General features: G+C 60.7%; 22 protein-coding genes. 7 read left to right on the top strand and 15 right to left on the bottom strand.

The genetic code is table 11. From position 1 onward, the window contains the following. Nucleotides 1-39: 39 nt before the first annotated feature. The 3 genes from FY550_RS04425 to FY550_RS04415 all read right to left on the bottom strand — a co-directional run bounded on the left by FY550_RS04425 (nucleotide 40) and on the right by FY550_RS04415 (nucleotide 2,201). Nucleotides 40-474, bottom strand: coding sequence for a GFA family protein (locus tag FY550_RS04425; protein ID WP_070975971.1), 435 nt, complete (start codon nucleotides 472-474; stop codon nucleotides 40-42). A 112-nt stretch (nucleotides 475-586) separates the two neighbouring features. Next, nucleotides 587-1,081 (bottom strand): cupin domain-containing protein, encoded by a 495-nt coding sequence (locus tag FY550_RS04420; protein WP_070975968.1) that lies wholly within the window; start codon nucleotides 1,079-1,081, stop codon nucleotides 587-589. Nucleotides 1,082-1,295: 214 nt separating this feature from the next. Then, nucleotides 1,296-2,201 (bottom strand): LysR family transcriptional regulator, encoded by a 906-nt coding sequence (locus tag FY550_RS04415; RefSeq protein WP_070975966.1) that lies wholly within the window; start codon nucleotides 2,199-2,201, stop codon nucleotides 1,296-1,298. 262 nt (nucleotides 2,202-2,463) lie between these two features. On the opposite strand from FY550_RS04415, the gene FY550_RS04410 reads away from it, so the two are divergent. Then, the gene (locus FY550_RS04410) at nucleotides 2,464-3,042 is read left to right on the top strand and encodes a flavodoxin family protein (protein WP_070975964.1); all 579 of its coding nucleotides are present in this window, start codon (nucleotides 2,464-2,466) and stop codon (nucleotides 3,040-3,042) included. Nucleotides 3,043-3,311: 269 nt separating this feature from the next. Here FY550_RS04410 and guaA read toward each other — a convergent pair whose 3' ends face one another. The 3 genes from guaA to guaB are packed head-to-tail and all read right to left on the bottom strand — an operon-like array spanning nucleotide 3,312 to nucleotide 6,606. After that, nucleotides 3,312-4,886, bottom strand: coding sequence for a glutamine-hydrolyzing GMP synthase (guaA, locus tag FY550_RS04405; protein WP_070975962.1), 1,575 nt, complete (start codon nucleotides 4,884-4,886; stop codon nucleotides 3,312-3,314). Continuing rightward, entirely contained in the window at nucleotides 4,883-5,122 is a 240-nt protein-coding gene (locus tag FY550_RS04400) for a hypothetical protein (protein ID WP_139148609.1), read from the bottom strand. The genes guaA and FY550_RS04400 overlap by 4 nt, the downstream gene beginning before the upstream one ends. Nucleotides 5,123-5,139: 17 nt before the next feature. Then, complete coding sequence (gene guaB / locus FY550_RS04395) at nucleotides 5,140-6,606, bottom strand: IMP dehydrogenase (RefSeq protein ID WP_070975960.1); 1,467 nt, start codon at nucleotides 6,604-6,606, stop codon at nucleotides 5,140-5,142. A gap of 132 nt (nucleotides 6,607-6,738) precedes the next feature. On the opposite strand from guaB, the gene xseA reads away from it, so the two are divergent. Next, nucleotides 6,739-8,070, top strand: a complete 1,332-nt coding sequence (xseA, locus tag FY550_RS04390; RefSeq protein ID WP_070975957.1) for an exodeoxyribonuclease VII large subunit — start codon at nucleotides 6,739-6,741, stop codon at nucleotides 8,068-8,070. Nucleotides 8,071-8,237: 167 nt separating this feature from the next. On the opposite strand, the gene FY550_RS04385 is transcribed toward xseA, so the two are convergent. From FY550_RS04385 to FY550_RS04370, 4 genes are read right to left on the bottom strand one after another with little or no spacing between them, the layout of a single operon-like run. Next, nucleotides 8,238-8,582, bottom strand: a complete 345-nt coding sequence (locus FY550_RS04385; RefSeq protein WP_149054382.1) for a hypothetical protein — start codon at nucleotides 8,580-8,582, stop codon at nucleotides 8,238-8,240. A 24-nt stretch (nucleotides 8,583-8,606) separates the two neighbouring features. Beyond that, nucleotides 8,607-9,947, bottom strand: coding sequence for a two-component system response regulator GlrR (gene glrR, locus FY550_RS04380; RefSeq protein ID WP_070975952.1), 1,341 nt, complete (start codon nucleotides 9,945-9,947; stop codon nucleotides 8,607-8,609). A 43-nt stretch (nucleotides 9,948-9,990) separates the two neighbouring features. Beyond that, nucleotides 9,991-10,530: a hypothetical protein gene (locus FY550_RS04375; protein WP_070975950.1), complete on the bottom strand. Its 540-nt coding sequence runs from the start codon at nucleotides 10,528-10,530 to the stop codon at nucleotides 9,991-9,993. A 7-nt stretch (nucleotides 10,531-10,537) separates the two neighbouring features. Further along, nucleotides 10,538-12,028 carry a HAMP domain-containing sensor histidine kinase gene (locus FY550_RS04370; RefSeq protein ID WP_070975948.1) on the bottom strand — a complete coding sequence of 497 codons (1,491 nt, stop codon included), beginning with the start codon at nucleotides 12,026-12,028 and terminating at the stop codon, nucleotides 10,538-10,540. A gap of 515 nt (nucleotides 12,029-12,543) precedes the next feature. On the opposite strand from FY550_RS04370, the gene FY550_RS04365 reads away from it, so the two are divergent. Next, a complete protein-coding gene (locus FY550_RS04365) occupies nucleotides 12,544-12,783 on the top strand; it encodes a hypothetical protein (RefSeq protein ID WP_139148608.1) in 240 nt (79 codons plus the stop codon). 65 nt (nucleotides 12,784-12,848) lie between these two features. Here FY550_RS04365 and argA read toward each other — a convergent pair whose 3' ends face one another. The 3 genes from argA to FY550_RS04350 all read right to left on the bottom strand — a co-directional run bounded on the left by argA (nucleotide 12,849) and on the right by FY550_RS04350 (nucleotide 16,260). Next, on the bottom strand, nucleotides 12,849-14,159 hold the full coding sequence (gene argA, locus FY550_RS04360; protein ID WP_070975944.1) for an amino-acid N-acetyltransferase: 1,311 nt from the start codon (nucleotides 14,157-14,159) through the stop codon (nucleotides 12,849-12,851). Nucleotides 14,160-14,266: 107 nt separating this feature from the next. After that, entirely contained in the window at nucleotides 14,267-15,532 is a 1,266-nt protein-coding gene (locus FY550_RS04355; RefSeq protein ID WP_149054381.1) for an inorganic phosphate transporter, read from the bottom strand. A 47-nt stretch (nucleotides 15,533-15,579) separates the two neighbouring features. After that, complete coding sequence (locus tag FY550_RS04350) at nucleotides 15,580-16,260, bottom strand: TIGR00153 family protein (protein WP_070975942.1); 681 nt, start codon at nucleotides 16,258-16,260, stop codon at nucleotides 15,580-15,582. 101 nt (nucleotides 16,261-16,361) lie between these two features. Here FY550_RS04350 and FY550_RS04345 point away from each other — a divergent pair, with 101 nt between their 5' ends. Together FY550_RS04345 and FY550_RS04340 are read left to right on the top strand one after the other, a co-directional pair. Continuing rightward, on the top strand, nucleotides 16,362-17,255 hold the full coding sequence (locus FY550_RS04345; RefSeq protein WP_070975940.1) for a CYTH domain-containing protein: 894 nt from the start codon (nucleotides 16,362-16,364) through the stop codon (nucleotides 17,253-17,255). Between the two features lie 56 nt (nucleotides 17,256-17,311). Next, entirely contained in the window at nucleotides 17,312-18,313 is a 1,002-nt protein-coding gene (locus FY550_RS04340; protein WP_070976141.1) for an ion transporter, read from the top strand. Nucleotides 18,314-18,357: 44 nt separating this feature from the next. On the opposite strand, the gene FY550_RS04335 is transcribed toward FY550_RS04340, so the two are convergent. Together FY550_RS04335 and FY550_RS04330 are read right to left on the bottom strand one after the other, a co-directional pair. Then, entirely contained in the window at nucleotides 18,358-18,978 is a 621-nt protein-coding gene (locus FY550_RS04335; RefSeq protein ID WP_070975937.1) for an L-threonylcarbamoyladenylate synthase, read from the bottom strand. Further along, on the bottom strand, nucleotides 18,975-19,940 hold the full coding sequence (locus FY550_RS04330) for a PHP domain-containing protein (RefSeq protein ID WP_139148607.1): 966 nt from the start codon (nucleotides 19,938-19,940) through the stop codon (nucleotides 18,975-18,977). The genes FY550_RS04335 and FY550_RS04330 overlap by 4 nt, the downstream gene beginning before the upstream one ends. Before the next feature lie 119 nt (nucleotides 19,941-20,059). Here FY550_RS04330 and FY550_RS04325 point away from each other — a divergent pair, with 119 nt between their 5' ends. Further along, the gene (locus tag FY550_RS04325; protein ID WP_149054380.1) at nucleotides 20,060-20,650 is read left to right on the top strand and encodes a septation protein A; all 591 of its coding nucleotides are present in this window, start codon (nucleotides 20,060-20,062) and stop codon (nucleotides 20,648-20,650) included. Then, entirely contained in the window at nucleotides 20,647-20,946 is a 300-nt protein-coding gene (locus tag FY550_RS04320; protein ID WP_070975935.1) for a YciI family protein, read from the top strand. The genes FY550_RS04325 and FY550_RS04320 overlap by 4 nt, the downstream gene beginning before the upstream one ends. The last annotated feature ends 25 nt before the right edge of the window (nucleotides 20,947-20,971 follow it).

The following is a 20,971-nucleotide window of genomic DNA, read 5'->3' as shown; positions in this document are numbered from 1 at the left end:
GGTGACAGGAAATACGGCAGCAGCCAGCACGTGGCGCGCTCATTCGTTCAATGTGACACCCGAGCCACCCATTTCCGCCGGCACGTCCTGCATCTTCGGCAGCCCATCCCTGATGGGCAGCACCGTCTCCTGATAATGCACGTGGACCGACGGCTGGAAAGCAAAATCATCAATCACAGCCGCATAGACATCGACCAGGCCCCACTCCGGGTGCTCCGTGAACAGATGACCACCGCAACTCTTACACCACTTACGAATGCTCTGCGGCGTCTTGTTGAAGCTGCCGATATGATCGTCACCTTCGACCACCTGCAGCGACTCGGGCTTCCATAATGTGAATGCGTTGACCGGCCCAGCCGACCAATGCCGGCATGACTCGCAATGACAGTAACCCATGACCACGGGATCGCTGGTCAGGCGGATCCGAACCGCCCCACAGAAACAACTGCCTTGATAGAGCTTGTCCTGATTCATGGCACCTTCCCTCCGAATTGGACGGTCCCAACGATGGCCGCGGCCCCGGCGATCATTCGTGCAGAACATACCGCCGTACAAATGATCCCCGGGCGCGACGTAACGATACGACTCAGGCGGCTTCGAGCTCGAGCGGCGGGCCGGTGAGCTTCATTCCGTGCGTGGCGAAGGCATGCTCGATGTCTTCCCGGGTCGGCAAGCTCGCATGACGCGTGGTCTCGAGGATGAAATCCTCGAAAGTGTTCACCGGTGTAATCAGGGTCAGCAGCGTACCCGGCTCATCGCTGACACAGGCCCAGCCATGCGGCACCTCGCGTGGCGCAAACAGCGAAGCACCGGCGCCGAGCTGACAACGCGCATCACCCACTTCGAACACATAAACGCCCCGGATGATATAAAACCACTCGTCCTGACCGTAATGTACATGCCGCGGCGGCCCGCCCTTATCCATACCGGCATGCTCGAAAAGCATGAACTGGCCGTTCGTCTCCTGGCCGGAGACCTTGATGGCCAGCGGCAACACGCCCCAGATCATCAGATCATCGCGTCCGTACCGATCCCGCCCGGCTTCAACCTTACTAACCTGATTCGGTGTAATCGTTTCCATGAGCGCACCTCCCGCCCTGCCAGGTTGCACTCCTAATCTATGCCTCGCCGCATACGGCGACAATGGAAATGTGAGCGCGGGCAGATGGCCTTTAGGCCGCTGACCATAGGGCAAATGGCATTGGGGCGAGAGTAGCTTCTGATGTTTCGCGAGGATCACGCCCGGGGGTGCGTTCGAGCATATGACTCGGGTGCATCTGTCCAATCAAGGCGCCTTAGTCGAGATAGGGCGCCAGCACCTCTTCGATCCATTCCATGAAGACGCGGACCCGGCGCGACAGGTTCTGTCGATGGGCCACGACCAGGGACACATCGAGTGGCTCGGGGCGGAAGTCCGGCAGAACTTCCACCAGCGCCCCGCTCTCCAGGTGGCGGCCTATTCCCGTGAGCACCGCCTGGATCAGACCGATGCCCGCCAGGCCGGCGGCCTCGTAGGTCTGGACGCTGTTCACATGCAGGGCGCCGGGCAGCGGCAGCGTGGCGTAGTCGTCACCGTCCGGGTATTCCCATCCATAAGGGCGGGCACCGAGGGCACGGCTGTAATGAATCGTGCGGTGGCCTTGCCGATGCAGATCCTCAAGCACCACAGGGGTGCCGTACTGCGCGAGATAGGCTGGGCTGGCGGCGTTCACCATGCGTAGCCGACCCAGCGGACGGGCAATCAGCGTTTCGTCGCCGATCGGCCCGAGCCGCAGAACGCAGTCGAACCCCTCCTCGACCGGATCCACCTGCCGATCCGTGCTCGACACCTGCAGTTCCAGATCGGGGTAGGCTGCCATGAAGTCCGGCAGGGCTGGTACCAGCGTCGTGCGCGCCAGTTCGGTCGGAAGATCGACTCGCAGTCGCCCCCGTAGCGCAACGCCCTCCTCTGCAAACATCGACTGCAGATCATCAAAATCGGTCAGCAGTTCCCGCGCGCGTTCCTGAAAGCGTCGCCCGTCCTCGGTCAATTGCACACTGCGCGTTGTGCGGTGCAGCAACCGGGTACCCAAATCCTCTTCCAGCTGCCGCACGACGGTCGAGGCACGCCCTTTCTGAATGCCCATGCTTTCAGCCGCGCGGCTGAAGCTGCGCATCTCGGCGACCCGAATGAAGATAAAAAGATGTTCGAGGTTGTGCATCCGCATGCCCTATAGCTGTTCTCTCTCAAGAGAACAATGCGTTCCGTTTGGCATACTCAATTAAAACAGCATCGCAGGATACAGTGCGTCTGGGGAGTTACTTCACACGGGGAACATCAATCGATCTCGCTGCTGCTCGGCCTGCTGGCCAGGGGCGGCCTGTATCTGCCGGCGCCTCCGCCCTCTGCTGCCGATCCACCAGTAAGCCGGCCGGCCACGCGCAACGTCAATGCAACCCAACCTCGAACATCAGGACATAGACATGACCCAGGCAACCATCACCACCGCCATCGTCTATCACTCGGGCTATGGCCACACCCACCGCCTCGCCGAGGCAGTCGCGAATGGTGCGGCAGGAACGCTCATCGCCATCGACGCCGAAGGCAACATTCCCGAAAGCGCGTGGCAAACTCTCCACGCCGCGGATGCCATCATCTTCGGCTCGCCGACCTACATGGGCGGCCCGAGCTGGCAGTTCAAGAAGTTCGCCGACGCCACCTCGAAGCCCTGGTTCGCCGAACAGTGGAAAGACAAGATCTTCGGCGGATTCACCAACAGCGCCACGCTCAACGGCGACAAGCTCAATACGCTGCAATATTTCGTCCTGCTCGCCGGACAGCATGGCGGCATCTGGGTGAGCCTTGCGATCAAGCCGTCGAACGTGAAGGCCTCCAAGCGCGATGATCCGAACCGGATCGGGTCTTATATCGGCGCCATGGCGCAATCGGATGCCGACGCCGCGCCCGAGGAGATGTCGGTGGGCGACCTTGAAACCGCACGTCGCTATGGCATTCGTGTCGCGGAAGTTGCGGCCCGTTTCGCGGTGACGCGCTCGGCCTGAACGGGCAAGCCACATGGCAACGAGGCGCGATCCATGACCCTTGCTGAGCCATCCCGCTTCATCGGAGGGCGCTGGGCGACTTACCCGTCCATCAATCCCTACACGGGGGGGATCACGACCCGGGTGGCCGCGGCCATCTGCGCCGGGATCAAAAACAATCCGTATGTATTACACGCTTCAATTCTTTATCCTTGCTACTGCGAATGGACATAAAAAAGCCTGCTTTTCAGCAGGCTTTTCATTTTCAGTGACGCTTTGAAGCTAAACGATTATTCCCACTCGATCGTCGCCGGCGGCTTACTGCTCACGTCGTAGGTCACGCGCGAGACGCCACTGATCTCGTTGATGATGCGGCTGGAGACCTTCTCCAGCAGCTCATACGGCAGGTGCGCCCAGCGGGCGGTCATGAAGTCGATGGTTTCCACCGCGCGCAGGGCAATCACCCATTCGTAGCGGCGGCCGTCCCCAACCACGCCGACCGAGCGCACCGGCAGGAATACCGCAAAGGCCTGGCTGGTCTTGTGGTACCAGTCGAAGTTGTGCAGTTCCTCGATGAAGATGGCGTCCGCTTCCCGGAGGATATCGGCGTACTCCTTCTTCACTTCACCGAGAATGCGCACGCCCAGGCCCGGCCCGGGGAAGGGGTGGCGATAGACCATGTCGTACGGCAGGCCAAGTTCAAGGCCGAGCTTGCGCACTTCGTCCTTGAACAACTCACGCAGTGGTTCGACCAGCTTGAGCTTCATGGTCTCCGGCAGGCCGCCCACGTTGTGGTGCGATTTGATCACGTGCGCCTTGCCGGTCTTCGAAGCGGCGGATTCGATCACATCCGGGTAGATAGTGCCTTGGGCGAGAAACTCTACGCCCTCGATCTTCGCGGCTTCGCGGTCGAACACGTCGATAAACGTGTTGCCGATCAGCTTGCGCTTGGTTTCGGGGTCGTCGACGCCTTCGAGCCTGCCGAGGAATTCGTCTTCGGCATCGATACGGATCACCCGCACGCCCATGTGGCTGGCGAAGGTCTCCATCACGTGGTCGGCCTCGTTCTTGCGCAGCAGGCCGTTGTCAACGAACACGCAGGTGAGCTGATCGCCGATCGCCTTGTGCAGGAGTGCCGCGACCACCGAGGAGTCCACCCCGCCGGAGAGGCCGAGCAGCACGTGACGATCGCCAACCTGATCGCGCACCCGAGCGGCCAGATCTTCGATAATGCGCGCCGGCGTCCAGAGCTTCTCACAGCCGCAGATCTCGACCACGAAACGCTCGAGAATGCGCTGGCCCTGGGCGGTGTGCGTCACCTCGGGGTGGAACTGCACGCCGTAAAGACGCTTCTCCGCCCAGCTCATCGCTGCAATCGGGCAGCTCGGCGTGGAGGCAGTGATCTCGAACTCTTCCGGCACGTGCGCGACCTTGTCGCCGTGGCTCATCCACACATCCAGCAGCGCATCACCCCGATCCCCCACGTGATCCATGATGCCGCCGAGCAGCGGGTCTTCGCCGGCCACGCTGATCTGGGCATAACCGAACTCACGCTTGTTGGAGCCCTCGGTACCGCCGCCCAGCTGCGCCGCCATGGTCTGCATGCCATAGCAGATGCCAAGCACCGGCAGGCCGAGTTCATAGACGCACTCCGGCGCCCGGGGCGAATCCAGCTCGGCGACCGACTCCGGCCCGCCGGAGAGGATGATGCCGTTGGGGTTGTACTCGCGAATCTCCTCCTCGGTGATATCGAAGGCACGCACCTCCGAATAGACACCGATCTCGCGAATCCGCCGAGCGATCAGCTGGGTGTACTGGGAGCCGAAATCGAGAATCAGGATCTTGTGGGCGTGAATGTCGGTCATGAGGCGCTCTTCTCTGCAGGCAAACGTTCAGCGACGATAAAAACAGCAAGCGGGAAGCTGATGCTTCCCGCCTGAAATACAAAGCCTTTTTTTGGCTTACAAGGAATACAGGTGCTGGCTGAAAAGTAGGCGAGCGAAGATTCAGACAAGGCAAAAATTGGCGAAAAGACGGAGTTTACCGCGGTAAATGAGTACTTTAAGCCAATTTTTAACGCCGTATGATCGAGCGCAGCCACCTTTCAGCAGTACCTGATCAGCTCCGGTAGTTGGGAGCCTCCTTGGTAATCTGCACATCATGCACGTGCGACTCCGCAAAGCCCGCGCCGGTGATCTTCACGAACTGCGGCTTGGTGCGCATCTCGTCGATATCGTGGCAGCCGGTGTAGCCCATCGAGGCGCGCAGGCCACCCATCAGCTGGTGAACGATAGCGCTCATCAGCCCCTTGTAGGGCACGCGGCCTTCGATACCTTCCGGCACCAGCTTCTCGACACCTTCGGACTTGTCCTGGAAGTAGCGATCCGAGGAGCCCTGGGTCTGCGACATCGCGCCCATCGAGCCCATGCCGCGATACGCCTTGTAGGTACGGCCCTGGTAAAGCTCGACCTCGCCCGGCGCTTCTTCGGTGCCGGCCAGCAGGCCACCGATCATCACGCAGTGGGCGCCGGCAACAATCGCCTTGGCGATATCACCCGAGAAGCGGATACCACCATCGGCGATCAGCGGCACATCCAGTTCGCGCAGTGCATCGGCCACTTCGGAAACCGCGGTGATCTGCGGCACGCCCACCCCGGCGACAATCCGGGTGGTGCAGATCGAACCCGGGCCAATACCGACCTTGATCCCATCCGCGCCGGCTTTCGCCAGATCGCGCGCAGCATCCGCAGTGGCAACGTTACCGGCAATCACCTGCACCTCGGGAAAGTGCTCCTTGATCCAGCGCACGCGATCGATCACGCCGGCGGAGTGGCCGTGGGCGGTATCGACCACGATGACATCGACCCCGGCTTCGGCCAGTGCCTGGATGCGATCCGGCGTTTCGGGGCCGGTGCCGACAGCAGCGCCAACCAGCAGGCGGCCGTCACTGTCCTTGGCAGCGTGGGGATAGGTGCGCGCCTTCTCGATATCGCGCACCGTCACCAGCCCGCGCAGGCGGAACTGATCGTCGACGATCGGCATCTTCTCGATGCGGTTTTCCTGCAGCCGGGTCTTGATCTGATCAAGCGGCGTCCCTTCGGGCACGGTCACCAGCTTCTCGCGCGGGGTCATGATCGCCTCGACACTGTCGCTGTGATCCGGCTGGAAGCGCATGTCGCGTCCGGTCACGATGCCGACCAGGGTCTCCCCCTGGACCACCGGGAAACCGGAATAGCCGTACTCGTCAGCCATGGTCAACAGGTCCTGCAGCTTGGCCTGCGGGCTGACGGTGACGGGGTCCTTGACGATCACGCTCTCGTGCTTCTTGACCTTCTTGACCTCGGCGGCCTGAGCGGCGATCGACATGCTCTTGTGCACGATGCCGATACCGCCTTCCTGCGCCATGGCAATCGCCAGGCGAGCTTCGGTCACGGTATCCATCGCAGAGGAGAGCAGCGGAATGTTGAGGGTAATGTTACGAGTGAGGCGGGAGCGAAGGCTGACGTTCTTCGGCAGGACGTCGGAGTATCCGGGAACGAGTAATACGTCGTCGAACGTAAGCGCTTCCTGGGCTATACGCAGCATATGACAGGCGTCCACTGAGCGAGTTGTACGAACAGGCGGGGAAAGTTAATCGCATATTTTAACGCTGCCTGGCGGGTCGTACAATGTGCTCTTTCATATTCCTTCAGTCGCCCGTCACCCAGGGAGCCTTGCATGGCCGAAGCCGCCACCACCGCGCTGAGCGTCTCCGAACTCAATCGTCAGGCGCGTCAGGCGCTGGAGCGCAATTTCGGGGAGATCTGGGTAGAGGGTGAGCTCTCGCGCGTTTCGCGTCCCTCATCGGGGCATCTCTATTTTACCCTCAAGGACGATCGCGCTCAGGTCAGCTGCGCGCTGTTTCGCAATCGGGCCCGTTTTGTCGCCGCACCGATGCGTGAAGGCGATCACGTACGGGTACGGGCAAAAGTGTCGGTGTTCGAGCCGCGCGGCGACTATCAATTGATCGTTGAAGCGGTTCAGGAGGCCGGTCGCGGCGCGCTGCTGGCCGCGCTGGAGCGGCTGAAACAGAAGCTCCATGGCGAAGGGGTATTCGCCAATGCGCGTCCCCTGCCCTTTCCGCCGCGTCAGCTGGGCATTATCACCTCCGCCAGCGGGGCAGCGATTCGCGATGTGCTCGCCGTATTGAAGGCGCGCTGGCCGCTGCTCGAAGTGAGCCTGTTGCCGGTACCGGTGCAGGGTGATCAGGCGGCGCCTGCGATGATCCGGGCACTGGCAGCCGCGGCCCGGGATGGCCGTTTTGATGCGCTGCTGATGACCCGCGGCGGTGGCAGTCTGGAGGATCTCTGGTGCTTCAACGATGAGGCGCTGATGCGCGCGATCCATGCCAGTCCGATTCCGGTGATGAGTGCGGTCGGGCATGAGATAGATTCGACCCTGGCCGATCTCGCGGCAGATGTCAGCGCCCCTACTCCCTCGGCAGCAGCAGAGCGATTGGTGCCGGATCAGCAGGACCTGCGGCATCGTCTGAATGTGCTGAATCAGCGTATCGAACGCGCCGGCCGCTACCAGCTCGATCAGGCCCAGCAGCGACTCGACCATGCACGAGCACGGCTGCGCCACCCCGGCGAGCGGCTGGAAGCCCAGCGCCAGCAGCTCTCACGCCTGGAGCAGCGGGCCCAACGAGCGATGACCCAGCGCCTGGTCCGAGAGCGCGAACATTTCACCCACGATCAACAGCGTCTGCGCGCCTACTCTCCCGAGCGGGCGCTGCAGGAAGCGCGTACCCGACTGACAGGTCTGAATCGGCGACTGGAAGGTGCCACTACCCGCACTGTCAGCGCTCAGCGTCAGCGGCTACAGGCCAGCGCCCGTGCGCTCAATGCGGTCAGTCCGTTGGGTGTGCTGGAGCGCGGCTACGCCATTCTGGAACAGGATGGTGGCAGCGTGGTACGCCGTGCCCACGACACCCAACCGGGCGAAACGCTTACCGCACGGCTGGGCGAGGGTCGGCTCAAACTGGAAGTGAAGCGGCGACTGAAGAAGTAGCCCCTCCAGCTGTGCGGTCCTGCGCTCAGGAGGTGCGGACTGCCTCGCGGCTTCAGACCCGCATCTCGCTCTCTTCGCGGTGGGCACCGGCGAAAGTGAGCAAGACCGAGGCGTTCAACGTTTATCCGGCCAGATAGCCGTGTGAGTTCTCGAGTCCCGACTGACTCTCAAGCCCCCGGATCAGCGGCATCCAGCTGCTCAATTCGCCTTTTGAAGGCCTGACTGCCACTGTCATGGCAGTTCAGATCCACGACGAGATACAGATACCCGCGGTTGGCCACACACTGGAATGATGTGATTGGCTCGATATCGTCGTAAGGTGCCAATGCTTCTTCCAGCCGTCGACAAAAAGGCACCGCCTGCGTTTGGGTGCCTTCAATGGCGGCAAAGCCGTGCTGCCTGACCGCATCGACAGCGTCATGGACATTGTCTGTTGGCATGATAACGCGCATCACTTCCCCCATGATCACCCCATGAAGCTTCACGACAGCGCCATTAAGTGAAGCCTCCACAAGAAACGTCCGCGCGAACCAGGCCTATCCCTTTCCCTTGAAACTTGCCGGGTCCAGGTCATGACGGCTGAGCAACTTGTAGAAATCGGTACGGTTACGCCCGGCGATGCGGGCAGCCTGGGTCACATTGCCTTCGGTGATCTTGAGCACCTTGACCAGATAGCCGTGTTCGAAACCGGCGCGCGCCTCGTTGAAGGAAGGTAGCGCATTTTCATCCGATGCCAGTGCCTGCTCGACCAGCGCACGGGGGATGATCGGCGTACCGGAAAGCGCCACGCACTGCTCGACAACATTGAACAGCTGACGCACATTGCCCGGCCAACTGCGAGTCGCCAGCAGATTGATGGCTTCAGGAGAGAAGCCCTGCACCGAAGCATTGTGGCGCTCGGCAATGCGACTCACCATGTGCTTGACCAGTAACGGCACGTCTTCGGCCCGCTCCTTCAGCGGGGGCAGGCGCAGGTTGACCACATTGAGGCGGTAGTAAAGATCCTCGCGAAAGTCGCCGGCTTTCATGGCGGCATCAAGGTCGCGGTGGGTCGCCGAGATGATTCGCACATCCACGGCTATGCTGCGGGTGCTGCCCAGCGGACGAATCTGACGTTCCTGCAACGCTCGCAGCAGTTTGACCTGCAGCGTCAGCGGCATATCGCCGATCTCATCAAGAAAAAGGGTGCCGCCATCAGCCGCCTGGAAGAGCCCTTCGTGCGCACTGACCGCACCGGTGAAGGCGCCTCGCGCGTGTCCAAAGAGCTCGCTCTCCAGCAGCTGTTCGGGCAGTGCCCCACAGTTGATGGCAATAAAGGGATGATTGCGCCGATTACTGGCCTTGTGAATGGCATGGGCCAGCAATTCCTTGCCGGAACCGGACGGGCCACTGACCAGCACGCTGACATCGCTGCCGGCCACCAGGCGGGCCTGCTCCAGCACCTGCTCCATGATATCGGAGCGGGTAATGATTTCGGCACGCCAGCTGTCCTCTGCGGTGGCAGCGCCGGGCGTTTGAGCCAGCGCTTCATCCACGAAGTTGAACAGTTCCTGGCGATCGATGGGCTTGGTCAGGAAACCGAAAACGCCCTGGCGGGTGGCGCTTACCGCCTCGGGGATCGAGCCGTGAGCGGTCAGGATGATGACCGGCAGGCCGGGCTGACGATCCTGAATCTCGTGAAACAGGGCCAACCCATCCATTTCATCCATTCGCAGATCGGAAAGTACCAGATCGGGGCGGTCCCGCTCGAAGCAGTTCAGCGCTTCCCTGCCACTTTCTGCCGTAGTCACCCTAAAACCACGGCTCTCCAGACGCATGCTCAATAGTCTGAGCAGACTCACGTCATCATCAACCAGCAGTAGATGCGCTGCTTTCACTCCATACTCCTTGACGGCCCTCGCAGCGTACGGGCCCGGTATGTCAGGGCGAGCTCCGACGCTGATTCATGCTTTCTTCGATGGCGGTCAGCGCGTCAAGTTTCGCACTGAGGCGATCGTTTTCTGCCTTGAGCTTATCGATCCGTGCCTTCAGCTCGGCAGTATTCTGCCCTCGCTGGTGGCTGTTGGCCTGCATGTGACGACGCAGCTCAAGTTCACCCTGCCACTGCTCGAGCAGCGGGCGAATATCCGCCGGCGCATGATCGATATTGTCCTCGAACAGGCGGTTCGCTTCGCTCCAGTGCTCGGGGTCTCCCCACGCCAATGCCGTGGCACGCACCAGCTTCTCGCGCAGCGTATCGCCATCCATGTATTCCAGTACCTGATCGCGCCAATCCTTATCGGCAGTCTGCGACTTGAGGCCAAAGGCCACCCAGGTCGGCAGCATGCAGGCATTATCCACCAGCGTCGGGATACCGTGGGTGTAACATTGTATCCCGGCGGTCTGTTTTTCCTGTTCGATCTGGCATCCGCCCAGCAACAGTGTCAGCGCGATAAGCCAGGGTAGACAGCGATAGTTCATGTCTCGTTCAACCCTTGTGGGACAAGGCCGCCCCTTCACGATCGGCGGCACTGTTTTTGTCTTCAACCTGAAACCACGGCAACGTCAGCCGGAAACAGACTTCCGCCTGCTCCAGCGGGTCCTCCACCAGTGCCAGTTCACCCTCCTGGGCACGAGCACTCTCGGCCGCCACTGATAATCCGATGCCGGACCCCTTGAGTGGCCCCTTGCGCTGCGACCCACCCTGATAGAAAGGATCAAACAGGTGTGGTCGATCGTTTTCGGCAATCGGTACACCGGTATTGGCCACTTCCACGACAAGATGCTCATTGCGGGCTTCGACCCGAATCCACAACCGGCCGTTATCCTCGCCATAGGCGACCACATTGGAAACCAGGTTATCGAGGATGCGACTGGTGCGAACGCGGTCGGCCTGCCAGTAAACCGGCGCCCGCTGGACCTCCCAGCTCACGCCCTTCTGTTCCAGTGCGAGACGATGACGTGATACGACTTCGTGCACGACCGTGGCCACATCAAACCGGGTAATGGTCAGCCGCCGATTGTGTTGCAGCAGGTTGTAATCGAGCAGCTGCTCGATCAGCGTCTGCAGCTCCTGGCTGCTGTCATCCAGCAGCAGCACGATCTCTCGCTGACGTGGCGTCAGCTCGCCGACAATGCCATCAGCCAGCAGCCCGGCACCTTCACGAATACTGGACAGCGGTGTTTTAAGTTCGTGCGACATGTGGCGCAGAAACTGTTGCTTCTGCGCTTCCAGCTCCTTGAGCCGCTCGGAGAGCCAGGAGAGCCGCTCCCCCAGTTGAACCAGTTCAGCAGGCCCCGGCATCAGCTCGGATGAATCCGGCTCATCGCCACTACCGATGCTCAGAATACGCCGCTCGAGCTGTCGGATCGGGCGGATGATGCGCCAGGTAAAGAACAGGATCAGCAGCAGCGACAGCGAGACCAGCACCAGAGTCTGCATCCAGAGATGCTGACGAATATCGCGGGAGCGCGCCTGAATCACATCGATCCGGTTGTCGACCAGCTGCCGGGTCTGTTCGACCAGCGCATCGGTATTGGCGGAAAAGAAGTCGAACTCGTTGAGCCTCACCTGCCAGGTACTGGAGGGTGAGCCGGCCAGAAAGCCCATGGCGCCCAGCTCGGCACGAATGGCATCAATAGTAGGATTGTTGGGCATCAGCTGGCTGTGCTCATCGAGCAGTATCTTGTAGCGATTGAGCTTGTCGCTATAGATTCCCAGCAGGCTGACATCACCAACCACCGCATACTGGCGGGCACTGCGCTCCAGTTCGGTGGCAAGACTGCTGAGCATACGGGCACGGCGAGTAATATCGACGGATTGCCGAGCGCTGACCTCGGAGAGTCGGGAGAGCTCCGAGAGCCCCTGGCCGGCCTGAAAGATCAGTACGGCGATCGGTAGCATGACCATGAAAAAGGCCACGATTACCAACTGCAACAGGGAGCGTGGACGCCAACGGCGGGAAACCCTGGAGGTCATGGGCATGTTCCGGCAGGCAGTGTGATAAACAATGTAACGAATAAACACAGCATAACAGAGTCGGGATACACTATCCGCTTTATCGGTGACTTGAAAAGCGCATAAAAAAAGGGCCGGCAGAGAGCCGGCCCATAAGTACGCAGGGAACTGAAGGGTCAAGTGGTGACATTTCCCGCCTCCGCCTGGCCGGAGAGGTACCTTGCCACCATGGATCCCGAAGGATCCGAAGCCAACATGGCGAAAACTGACAGCCAGGTTTTCCACCATGCCCGGATGACGGGCATCATCCGCAGGCTTCTTCGGTAGAAAGCGCCACACTCAAGCGCCGCTTTCATATTCATCCCCTTTCGGGGTGGGCATCCATGCCCAGGCGTCCTTGCCTGGTCGCGCCATTCCTTGCCTTGCTCGGCGGCGCCTCATCACTCACCGATACACATCACGTGGAGCGTGAGCAGCAGAATCGATAACACACAGGGAGGAGGATACCGCTCTGCTGCCCATCAAGGCCGACGCTCATGGCCTTATCGCTCACCTACACTTATAGCGAAAGCCGTGCCATTAATCTGAAAAACATTACAAAACAAGGGCTTATAAAAGGCAGCAGCTCATCCGAACGCGCGCAACTTGATAAAGGCCACGTCGATAGCCATGAGCAAGCCGAAAAGCGTTGCCGTTTGGCGACACCAATTCATCAGGAAAATTTAAAAAAACCTGAAAATCAATTAATTAAGCGCGTCGCTCGGAAGCGACAATAGCATCGGACATGTCAGTTCAGAGCGACACGATCAGAACAGGCACCGAAGCTGCTCCCAACAGAGTGCTATAGCGGGCGTACCAGCACCCGGGAATTGCGCTGAGGGTTCCAACTCACTCGTCGTCGTTCGGGCAATGTCGAGACCTCTCCCTCAACGAAGCCGTGCTCGAAGAACCAGTGGGCCGTATGGGTGGTCAGCGCAAACAGCTCACTGAGCCCCTGACGACGCGCTTCACGCTCGATGGCACTCAGCAACAGGTTGCCACGATCGCCACCACGATAGTTGTCATGAACAACGACACAGGCCAGCTCACCACTGCCGGCCTCGCTGAAGGGATGCAGCGCGGCGCAGCCGATCACCATGCCGTCGCGCTCGATCACGATGTAATCCTCGATATCCTGCTCCAGCCGCTCGCGCGAACGGGTGACCAGTACGCCGCGAGCCTCGAGTGGCTGCAGCAGCGCCAGCAGCCCACCAATATCCTCGAGTCGGGCGGGACGTACCTGCTCATACCGTTCGCGGGTAATCATGGTGCCCACCCCGTCACGGGTGAAAAGCTCGCCGAGCAGTGCATCCCGGTCCTGCCAACTGACCAGGTGCGTACGCCCCACGCCCTGACGCGCAGCCTCGCAGGCAATGTGCAGATGGCGCCGCAGCTCGGCAGGCGGATTGACGCTCTCCTCCAGCGCATTCGCTTCACCCGGCGTGAGCTGATGGCAAAGTCGGCCCCGGGCATCATGCAGACCGGCCGCATGGCCGAGCAGGATCAGCTTGTCAGCTTCCAGGGCAATGGCGGTTTCGCGCGCCACCTCGGCGGCATCGAGATCAAAGACCTCGCCGGTACTGGAGTAACCCAGTGGCGGCAGTATCACGACGGCCTGTTGTTCGAGCAGACCGCGTATGGCAGAAGCACGGACCCGGCGCACCTCGCCGGCATGCTGAAAATCGACCCCATCGCGAATACCGACAGGACGCGCCATGACAAGGTTGCCGCTAAGGGCGTTGATTTCCATGCCATGTAATGGAGAGTTGGGCAGCCCTGGCGATAGCCGAGCTTCGATCAGCAGACGCAGTCGGGCAATCTCGCGTTCGATCACGGCCATGGCCGCATCATCGATCACTACCTGCTGCTGGTGCCGACGCGGCACGATACCGGCCACGCTCAGAGCCTGCGCTGTACTTTCGCGCACCCCGAAGACCAGTACCAGACGCACCCCCAGCGTATGCAGCAGAGCCAGATCCTGAATCAGCGAACTCTGCTCATGATCTGCAAGGGCTTCGCTCTCGACCAGAATGACAAAGGTGCGACCACGATGCGCATCGATATAGGGAGAAGAGTTGCGAAACCAGTCGGCAAAGGGAAAGGCGGTATCCAAGGGAAGCTCCGAGCGCTACTGAGAGGCAGGACCATGACTATATCAGCCAGCAGCCCGATGCCGCGCCCCCATGATGAGGCGCAGCATCGCTTCCCATGTCGGGCAGATCAGCCGAACATGCCCTTGAGCATGAAAAAGAACACGATCGACAGTGCTGCGCCAGCCGGTAGTGTGACCAGCCAGGAGATCACGATGGTGCCCAGCACTCGCAGATTGAGGGCACGCATCCCTCGGGCAAGTCCTACGCCGAGGACAGCGCCCACCAGCGTATGCGTGGTAGAGATCGGCAAGCCTGTGCCGGAAGCCAGCACCACTGTGGTCGCCGCTGCCAGGGTCGCCGCAAAACCACGCGAGGGTGTGAGTTCGGTGATGCCGGTACCCACCGTGGCAATGACCTTGTGGCCATAGGTCACCAGTCCGACAACAATGCCGCCCCCGCCAAGAATCAGAATCCACCATGGCAGTTCGGCCGATGCCCCGACACTGCCCTGGTGGGCGACCACACTGACCACCGCTGCCAGCGGCCCGACCGCATTGGCGACATCATTGGAGCCATGGGCAAAGGCCATGGCACAAGCGGTGAACATCATCAGGACACCGAAGATCTGCTCGACCCCGGAGAAGCTGAAGCGATCGTCACTCTTCTTGGTGCGCCCGATACGCCGTTCCAGCAGGATACCGATCAGCATCACCACGGCACCGATACCCAGCGAGAGCAGCAGACTCTCGCCAAAGCCCAGTGGCAGGCCCAGGTGGCTCAGCCCCTTGAGCAGGGTCACCATGGCGATGATGAAGCCCACCAGAAACATGTAGCCCGGCACATAACGCTTGGCGGCCGCAAAGGGATCGTCGTTTTCAAAGATCAGGCGCTGAATCGAGCGAAACAGCAGATAGGCGATCACGCCTGCCAGTAACGGAGATGTCAGCCAGCTCGAGACAATCTGGCCAATGGCAGTCCAGTGCACGGAGCCGGGACCGAGTCCGGCGACAGCGAAGCCGACAATGGCGCCGACCACGGAGTGTGTGGTGGAAACCGGCCACCCCTTGCGTGATGCCACCATCAGCCAGATGGCCGAGGCCAGCAGCGATGCCAGCATGCCATAGACCAGCAGTTGGGGATCGCTCTTGAGCAGATCGGGGTCGATGATGCCCTTGCGGATGGTGGAGGTAACTTCGCCGCCAGCCAGCCAGGCACCGAGAAATTCGAAGACGATGGCAATGAGGATGGCCTGGCGGATGGTGATGGCCTTTGAGCCCACCGATGTCCCCATGGCGTTGGCGACATCGTTGGCGCCAACCCCCCAGGCCATGAAAAAGCCGAACAGACAGGCCAGGATGACGAAGAGCTCGCCGTGCTGCGCAATGATGGTCATGTGAGATTTCGCTTATCGAACAACTGGCTTGCCGTGAAGCATTATGCTCAACGGGCCATCAGGATCTGCAGACGACTGCCGACACGCTCGGCGCGGTCGGATACTTCGCCGATCCAGTCAATGATCTGATAGAGGAAAATGACGTCGACCGGAGGCAGCTCGTTTTCCAGCGAGAACAGCTGGCGACGCACCACAACCTGCTGATCGTCGGCGAGATGCTCAAGTCGATGCAGTTCACGGATCTGATGATTCAGCATTTCGGAGACATTGCGGCCGAAGCCGGACTCCAGCAGATCATCCAGCTCGGCCAGCGCCTGGCGCGTCTGATGTACCGTGGCCACTGCGGTCTGGAGATACTCCCGCACCGGGCCTACCATACTGTCCGGCAACTGCATCTGCCGGCCGAGCATGATACCCGCCACATCCTTGATCTTGTTGGCTATCTTGTCCTGAACGCTGATCAGTTCCAGCAGGTCGGAACGGGAGACAGGCAGGAACATGCTGTTGGGCAGGTTGAGACGAATGCGGGTCTTGAGTTCATCCGCCTCGTGCTCGCCATCGCTGATACGATTGCGCAGCTCGGTCGCCCTGCTCCAGTCCGACTCATGGGCCGCTTCGAAGAATTCAAGCAGCAGATCGGCACACTCGGTAGTCTTGTCGATGTGTTCCAGCAATGGCTGGAAGGGCGATCGACCAAACAGCGCCGAAAAAGGGTTGGAGGTCACCATGTTGACGTCTGTCGCGTTGAAAATGGCTGCGCCAGTATATAAATGTGTGTGGCCTTCGTCATGAAAAATTCATCCTTGTTGCGGTCGATGATCGAATTGCCATGTTAAATACTGCTTCTCCCCGGGAAATCGAGCTCAAGTTTGCTCTCGGCGCCGATGCCGAACGGCTGCTGCCCGCCCATCCGCGGCTGGCCGATATGACTGCCAGCGTACACCAGCTGGCCAATACCTATTTCGATACGCCCGAGCGGGATCTGGAAAAGGCACGGGTGGCGCTGCGCCTGCGCCGCGACGGGGATCGGATCGTACAGACGGTCAAGACCGCCGGTCAGGGACAGGGCGGCCTGCACGAACGTGGCGAGTGGGAATGGCCGCGTGACGAGGAGTGTCTCGATACCGAGGGGCTTGCCCGACTCGGTCTGCCGGTGTTCGAACAGGCATCGGTTCGGGAGGCCCTGGTTCCGGTTTATCGAACCGACTTCGAGCGGCATGTCTGGCAGTTACCGCTGGATACGAATAACGCGGTAGAGGTCGCTTTCGATCGCGGCGAGATCGTGGCCGGTGAGCATCGCACGCCCATCTTCGAACTCGAGCTGGAATTGCGCGGCAGTGAGCCTGCCCTGCTCTGGCAACTGGCCGAAGCACTGGCAGACTCGGTACCGATGCGCCCCTCCAATACCAGCAAGGCCGAACGTGCGGTTGCTCTGCGCGAACAGCACTGGCCTCTGCCAGAGTGTCAGCTCGACTCACCAGAGCACTGCCTGGAACGGGCATTGACCGCCCTTGATGCCTGGCAGGACACCGGTGAAACCCGTTACCTGTTCACTGCACGCCGTGCTTTCGAGTCGCTGACCCGACATGATGATCCGGCGCTGGCCACCCTGGCCGCTCGACTGGCCAGTCATCTGAATCAGCGAGCGTGGCTCGACAGCGAGTTCGGCCGGCTCTCCCTGATGCTGCTGTCGCACCTGCGCGCCTCGGCTTCGGCCGCCTGATCCACCTGACCACTCCGGTGCTCATGCCGGGGTGGTTGAAGCTTGCGGAGAATGCCTTGACCGACTCATCCAGACCGGAGCATCGCTCGCTGCGCGCCCGGATCTTTCAGATTATCTTCGAATCGGATACCCCGCTGGCCAAGGGCTTCGATCTGGTACTGATCGCGGCGATTCTGCTCAGCGTCCTGGTGGTCATGCTCGATAGCGTGCCCCACCTGAATGCTCGCTATGGCTACTGGTTTGCCGTCATCGAATGGGGGTTCACCGGCCTGTTCACCGTCGAGTATCTGCTGCGGCTGTATTGTCTGGATCGTCCTCTGCGCTACGCCCGTGGTTTATACGGCATCATCGATCTGCTCAGCATTCTGCCGTCATGGCTGTCGCTGCTGATCCCCGGTGGCCAGTCCCTGCTGGTGGTACGCATCCTGCGCATCATGCGCCTGTTCCGGGTGTTGCGCCTGATGGAGTTCGTCGGCGAGGGCCACATGCTGATGGAAGCGCTCAAGCGCAGCCGTCAGAAGATTCTGATGTTTCTGGTGATGGTCATGGCGCTGGTGACCATCTTCGGCGCCATCATCTACCTGATCGAACCGCATGAAGCCGGCTTTACCAGCATCCCTCGCTCGATGTACTGGGCCATCGTCACACTCACTACAGTCGGCTACGGCGATATCGCCCCGGTCACCCCTTTGGGACAGTTCATCTCCGCGCTGATGATGGTCATCGGCTATTCGATCCTGGCAGTGCCGACGGGGGTTTTTTCTGCTGAAGTCATGCGTTCCATCCGCCGCGAACGCTATTCGGAGGAAGCCTGCCCGGGTTGCGGACACGAAGGGCATGAACGCGATGCCAAATACTGTCGTTTCTGTGGCACCTGGCTCGATGAGGACAGCGATGATCCCAATCTCGAGGCGCAGGAAAAGGAGCGCGAGAAGCTGGAGAAGGAAAGTGCTCGACTCAAGGAAGAAAGCGAAGCCCTGAAAAACGAGCGCAAGACACTCGAGCAGGAGCGCCGCGATGCGCCGCATGACCAGGGAGAGGACGGCGAGACCTCATGAAACGGTCTCGCCCTTCCATCATTTTGCCTTGTTTCAGATGATGATCAGCGAAATGGCGTGGTATCCCCGCGCCCTTCACGCACGATTTGCGGTGGCAGTTCGCGCAAATCCACCACTGTCGTGGGCTCGAGATGGCAGGCACCGCCATCGATGACAGCGTCGAGATGTACTCCGAAGCGCTCTCTGATCTCTTCGGCGTCGGTCATCGGCCACTCCTCCCCGGCTGGAATCAGCGTTACGCTCATCAGCGGCGTATCATGGGCTTCCAGCAGTGCTCGGGCGATGGGATGATCCGGCACGCGCACGCCGATCGAGCGACGCTTGGGATGCAGCAGTAGGCGCGGCACCTCGGTGGTCGCATTGAGGATGAAGGTATAAGGTCCTGGCGTGTATGCCTTGAGCAACCGGAAAACGGCATTATCGACCCTGGCATAAGTGCCAATGGCCGAGAGATCAGGGCAGACCAGGGTAAAATTGTGCCGATCATCGAGCGAGCGCAGCCACTTGATGCGCTCGATGGCTTTCTTTTCTCCCAGTGAACATCCCAGCGCGTAGCCGGAATCGGTGGGGTAGGCGATCACGCCGCCCTGTCGCACGATCTCCAGAGCCTGCTGGATAAGCCGCTTCTGCGGCGTTTCGGGATGAATCCGGAAGAACTGACTCATGACACACTCCCTGTGGTTGGCAGCGATTCGAAGGCCGACTGTTTCAGCTTATCGCTCAGTTTCGGATGCTGCCAGATGGGGGCAACAGCACTGGCTGGCAATGGCCCCAGCGTGCCGGGTGCCAGCGCGCCACCTTCATAATGAAAATCACTGCCAAGCGAGGCATACAGCCCTCGCCGTTCGAGCAAACCGGCCAGATCATGGGTGCGCTGCTCGTTCTGATAACCGCTGACCAGCTCGGCACCCTCGCCACCGGCTGCAGCGAAATCATCGAGCAGCTGGGTCAGCTTGCGGCGTGTCAGTCGATAGCGCAGTGGATGTGCCAGCACGGCTACTCCGCCGTCGCGCACGATCCAGTCGACGACGTCGGCCAGCTCAGGCCAGTGGGTTTTGACATCGCCGGGTCGACCGGCGCCCAGGTAGCGCTTGAAGGCGGCTGGCAGATCGGCCACCAGTCCGGCCTCAACCAGCGCCCGGGCAAAATCGGGTCGTCCCAGTGGACGGTCGCTACCAGCCTGCTCGCGAGCTCGCTCAAGTGCACTATCAAGACCGGCCCGTTCCAGCCGCTGGGCAATAACCGCCGCACGCTGATGGCGTGCCTCGCTCAACTGCGCCAGGCCGGCTTCCAGCACGCTACCGGGCGCCCCGGGCAGCAATGCCACGACATGAATGCCAATGCCGCGCCAACGACATGACAGTTCGGCGCCAGGCAGTAGCGTCAGGTTCAGACGCTGCGCTGCCTGGTGTGCTTCATCAAGACCGGCTACGGTGTCATGATCGGTGACCGCCACGGTGTGCAGCTCACGTCGATGGCAGAGCTGCATCAACGCTTCGGGCGTGAGACGCCCGTCAGAAGCAGTGGAATGCAGATGCAGATCAATGCCGCTTGCATCGCCAATGCGCTCGGGCAGAGCATTGGATGAGTCATCGGTAGCAGCCTGAGCACCGGCTGAAGTAAACATGGCAGTCAACGGCATTGGCATGACGCGGGTGAGCGTCTTTGTCAGAATGAGGCCTTTATGGTGCGCGCTGCCCTGTCCGGGGTCAACGCTCGCACTCCCTGTCCTGCTGGAGCCTGCGCATGAAGATGCTCGTCGACTTTCTGCCGATTGCGGTGTTCTTCCTCGTCTATCAGTGGACGAAGGACATCGTGATCAGCACCGCGGTCCTGATTCCGGCCACCATTGCTCAGGTGCTGTTTACCTGGTGGCGCTATCGGAAGGTGGAGCGCATGCATCTGATCACCCTGGCGCTGGTGATCCTGCTGGGAGGCGCGACCGTGCTGCTCGGTGATGGTGCCTTCATCAAGTGGAAACCGACCGTGGTCAACTGGCTTTTTGCCGCGGCCTTTCTGCTGTCACCGCTGATCGGTGGCAAACCGCTGATCCAGCGCATGATGGAGAAGAACCTGACGCTCCCGCGGCCGGTATGGATGCGCCTCAACCTCGCCTGGGTCGCCTTTTTCATTGTCATGGGCGCGGTTAACGTTTTCGTGTTCATGAACTTCAGCGAAGAAGTCTGGGTCGACTTCAAGCTGTTCGGCATGCTGGGTCTGACCCTGCTCTTCATTCTGATTCAGGGCGTTTATCTGGCCCGCCATCTGCCCCGTGATGGCGGCAATGGCGCAAGCGATGATCAGCGCCCCTCACCCCGCAAGGAAGATCAGCCATGATGTACGCCATCTACAGCACTGATGTGGAAAACTCCACCCCCCTGCGCCAGCAGGCTCGTCCTGATCATGTGGCTCGCCTTGAGCAACTGCGCGACGAAGGGCGTCTGGTACTGGCCGGGCCACTGCCAGCGGTGGACAGCAACGATCCCGGCGAAGCCGGCTTTACCGGCAGCCTGGTGGTGGCGGAGTTCGAATCACTCCAGGCCGCGCAACAGTGGGCGAATGCCGATCCCTATGTCGCCGCCGGCGTCTATGAAAGCGTGACCGTCAAGCCCTTCAAACGGGTTATGCCCTGAGCCGGGAGCCCCCTCCCATGCCACT

The sequence above is a fragment of the Kushneria phosphatilytica genome (assembly GCF_008247605.1).
Taxonomy (GTDB): Bacteria; Pseudomonadota; Gammaproteobacteria; order Pseudomonadales; family Halomonadaceae; genus Kushneria; species Kushneria phosphatilytica.
Note: the sequence above shows the minus strand (reverse complement) of the source record. Positions and strands in the feature narration are given on the sequence as shown.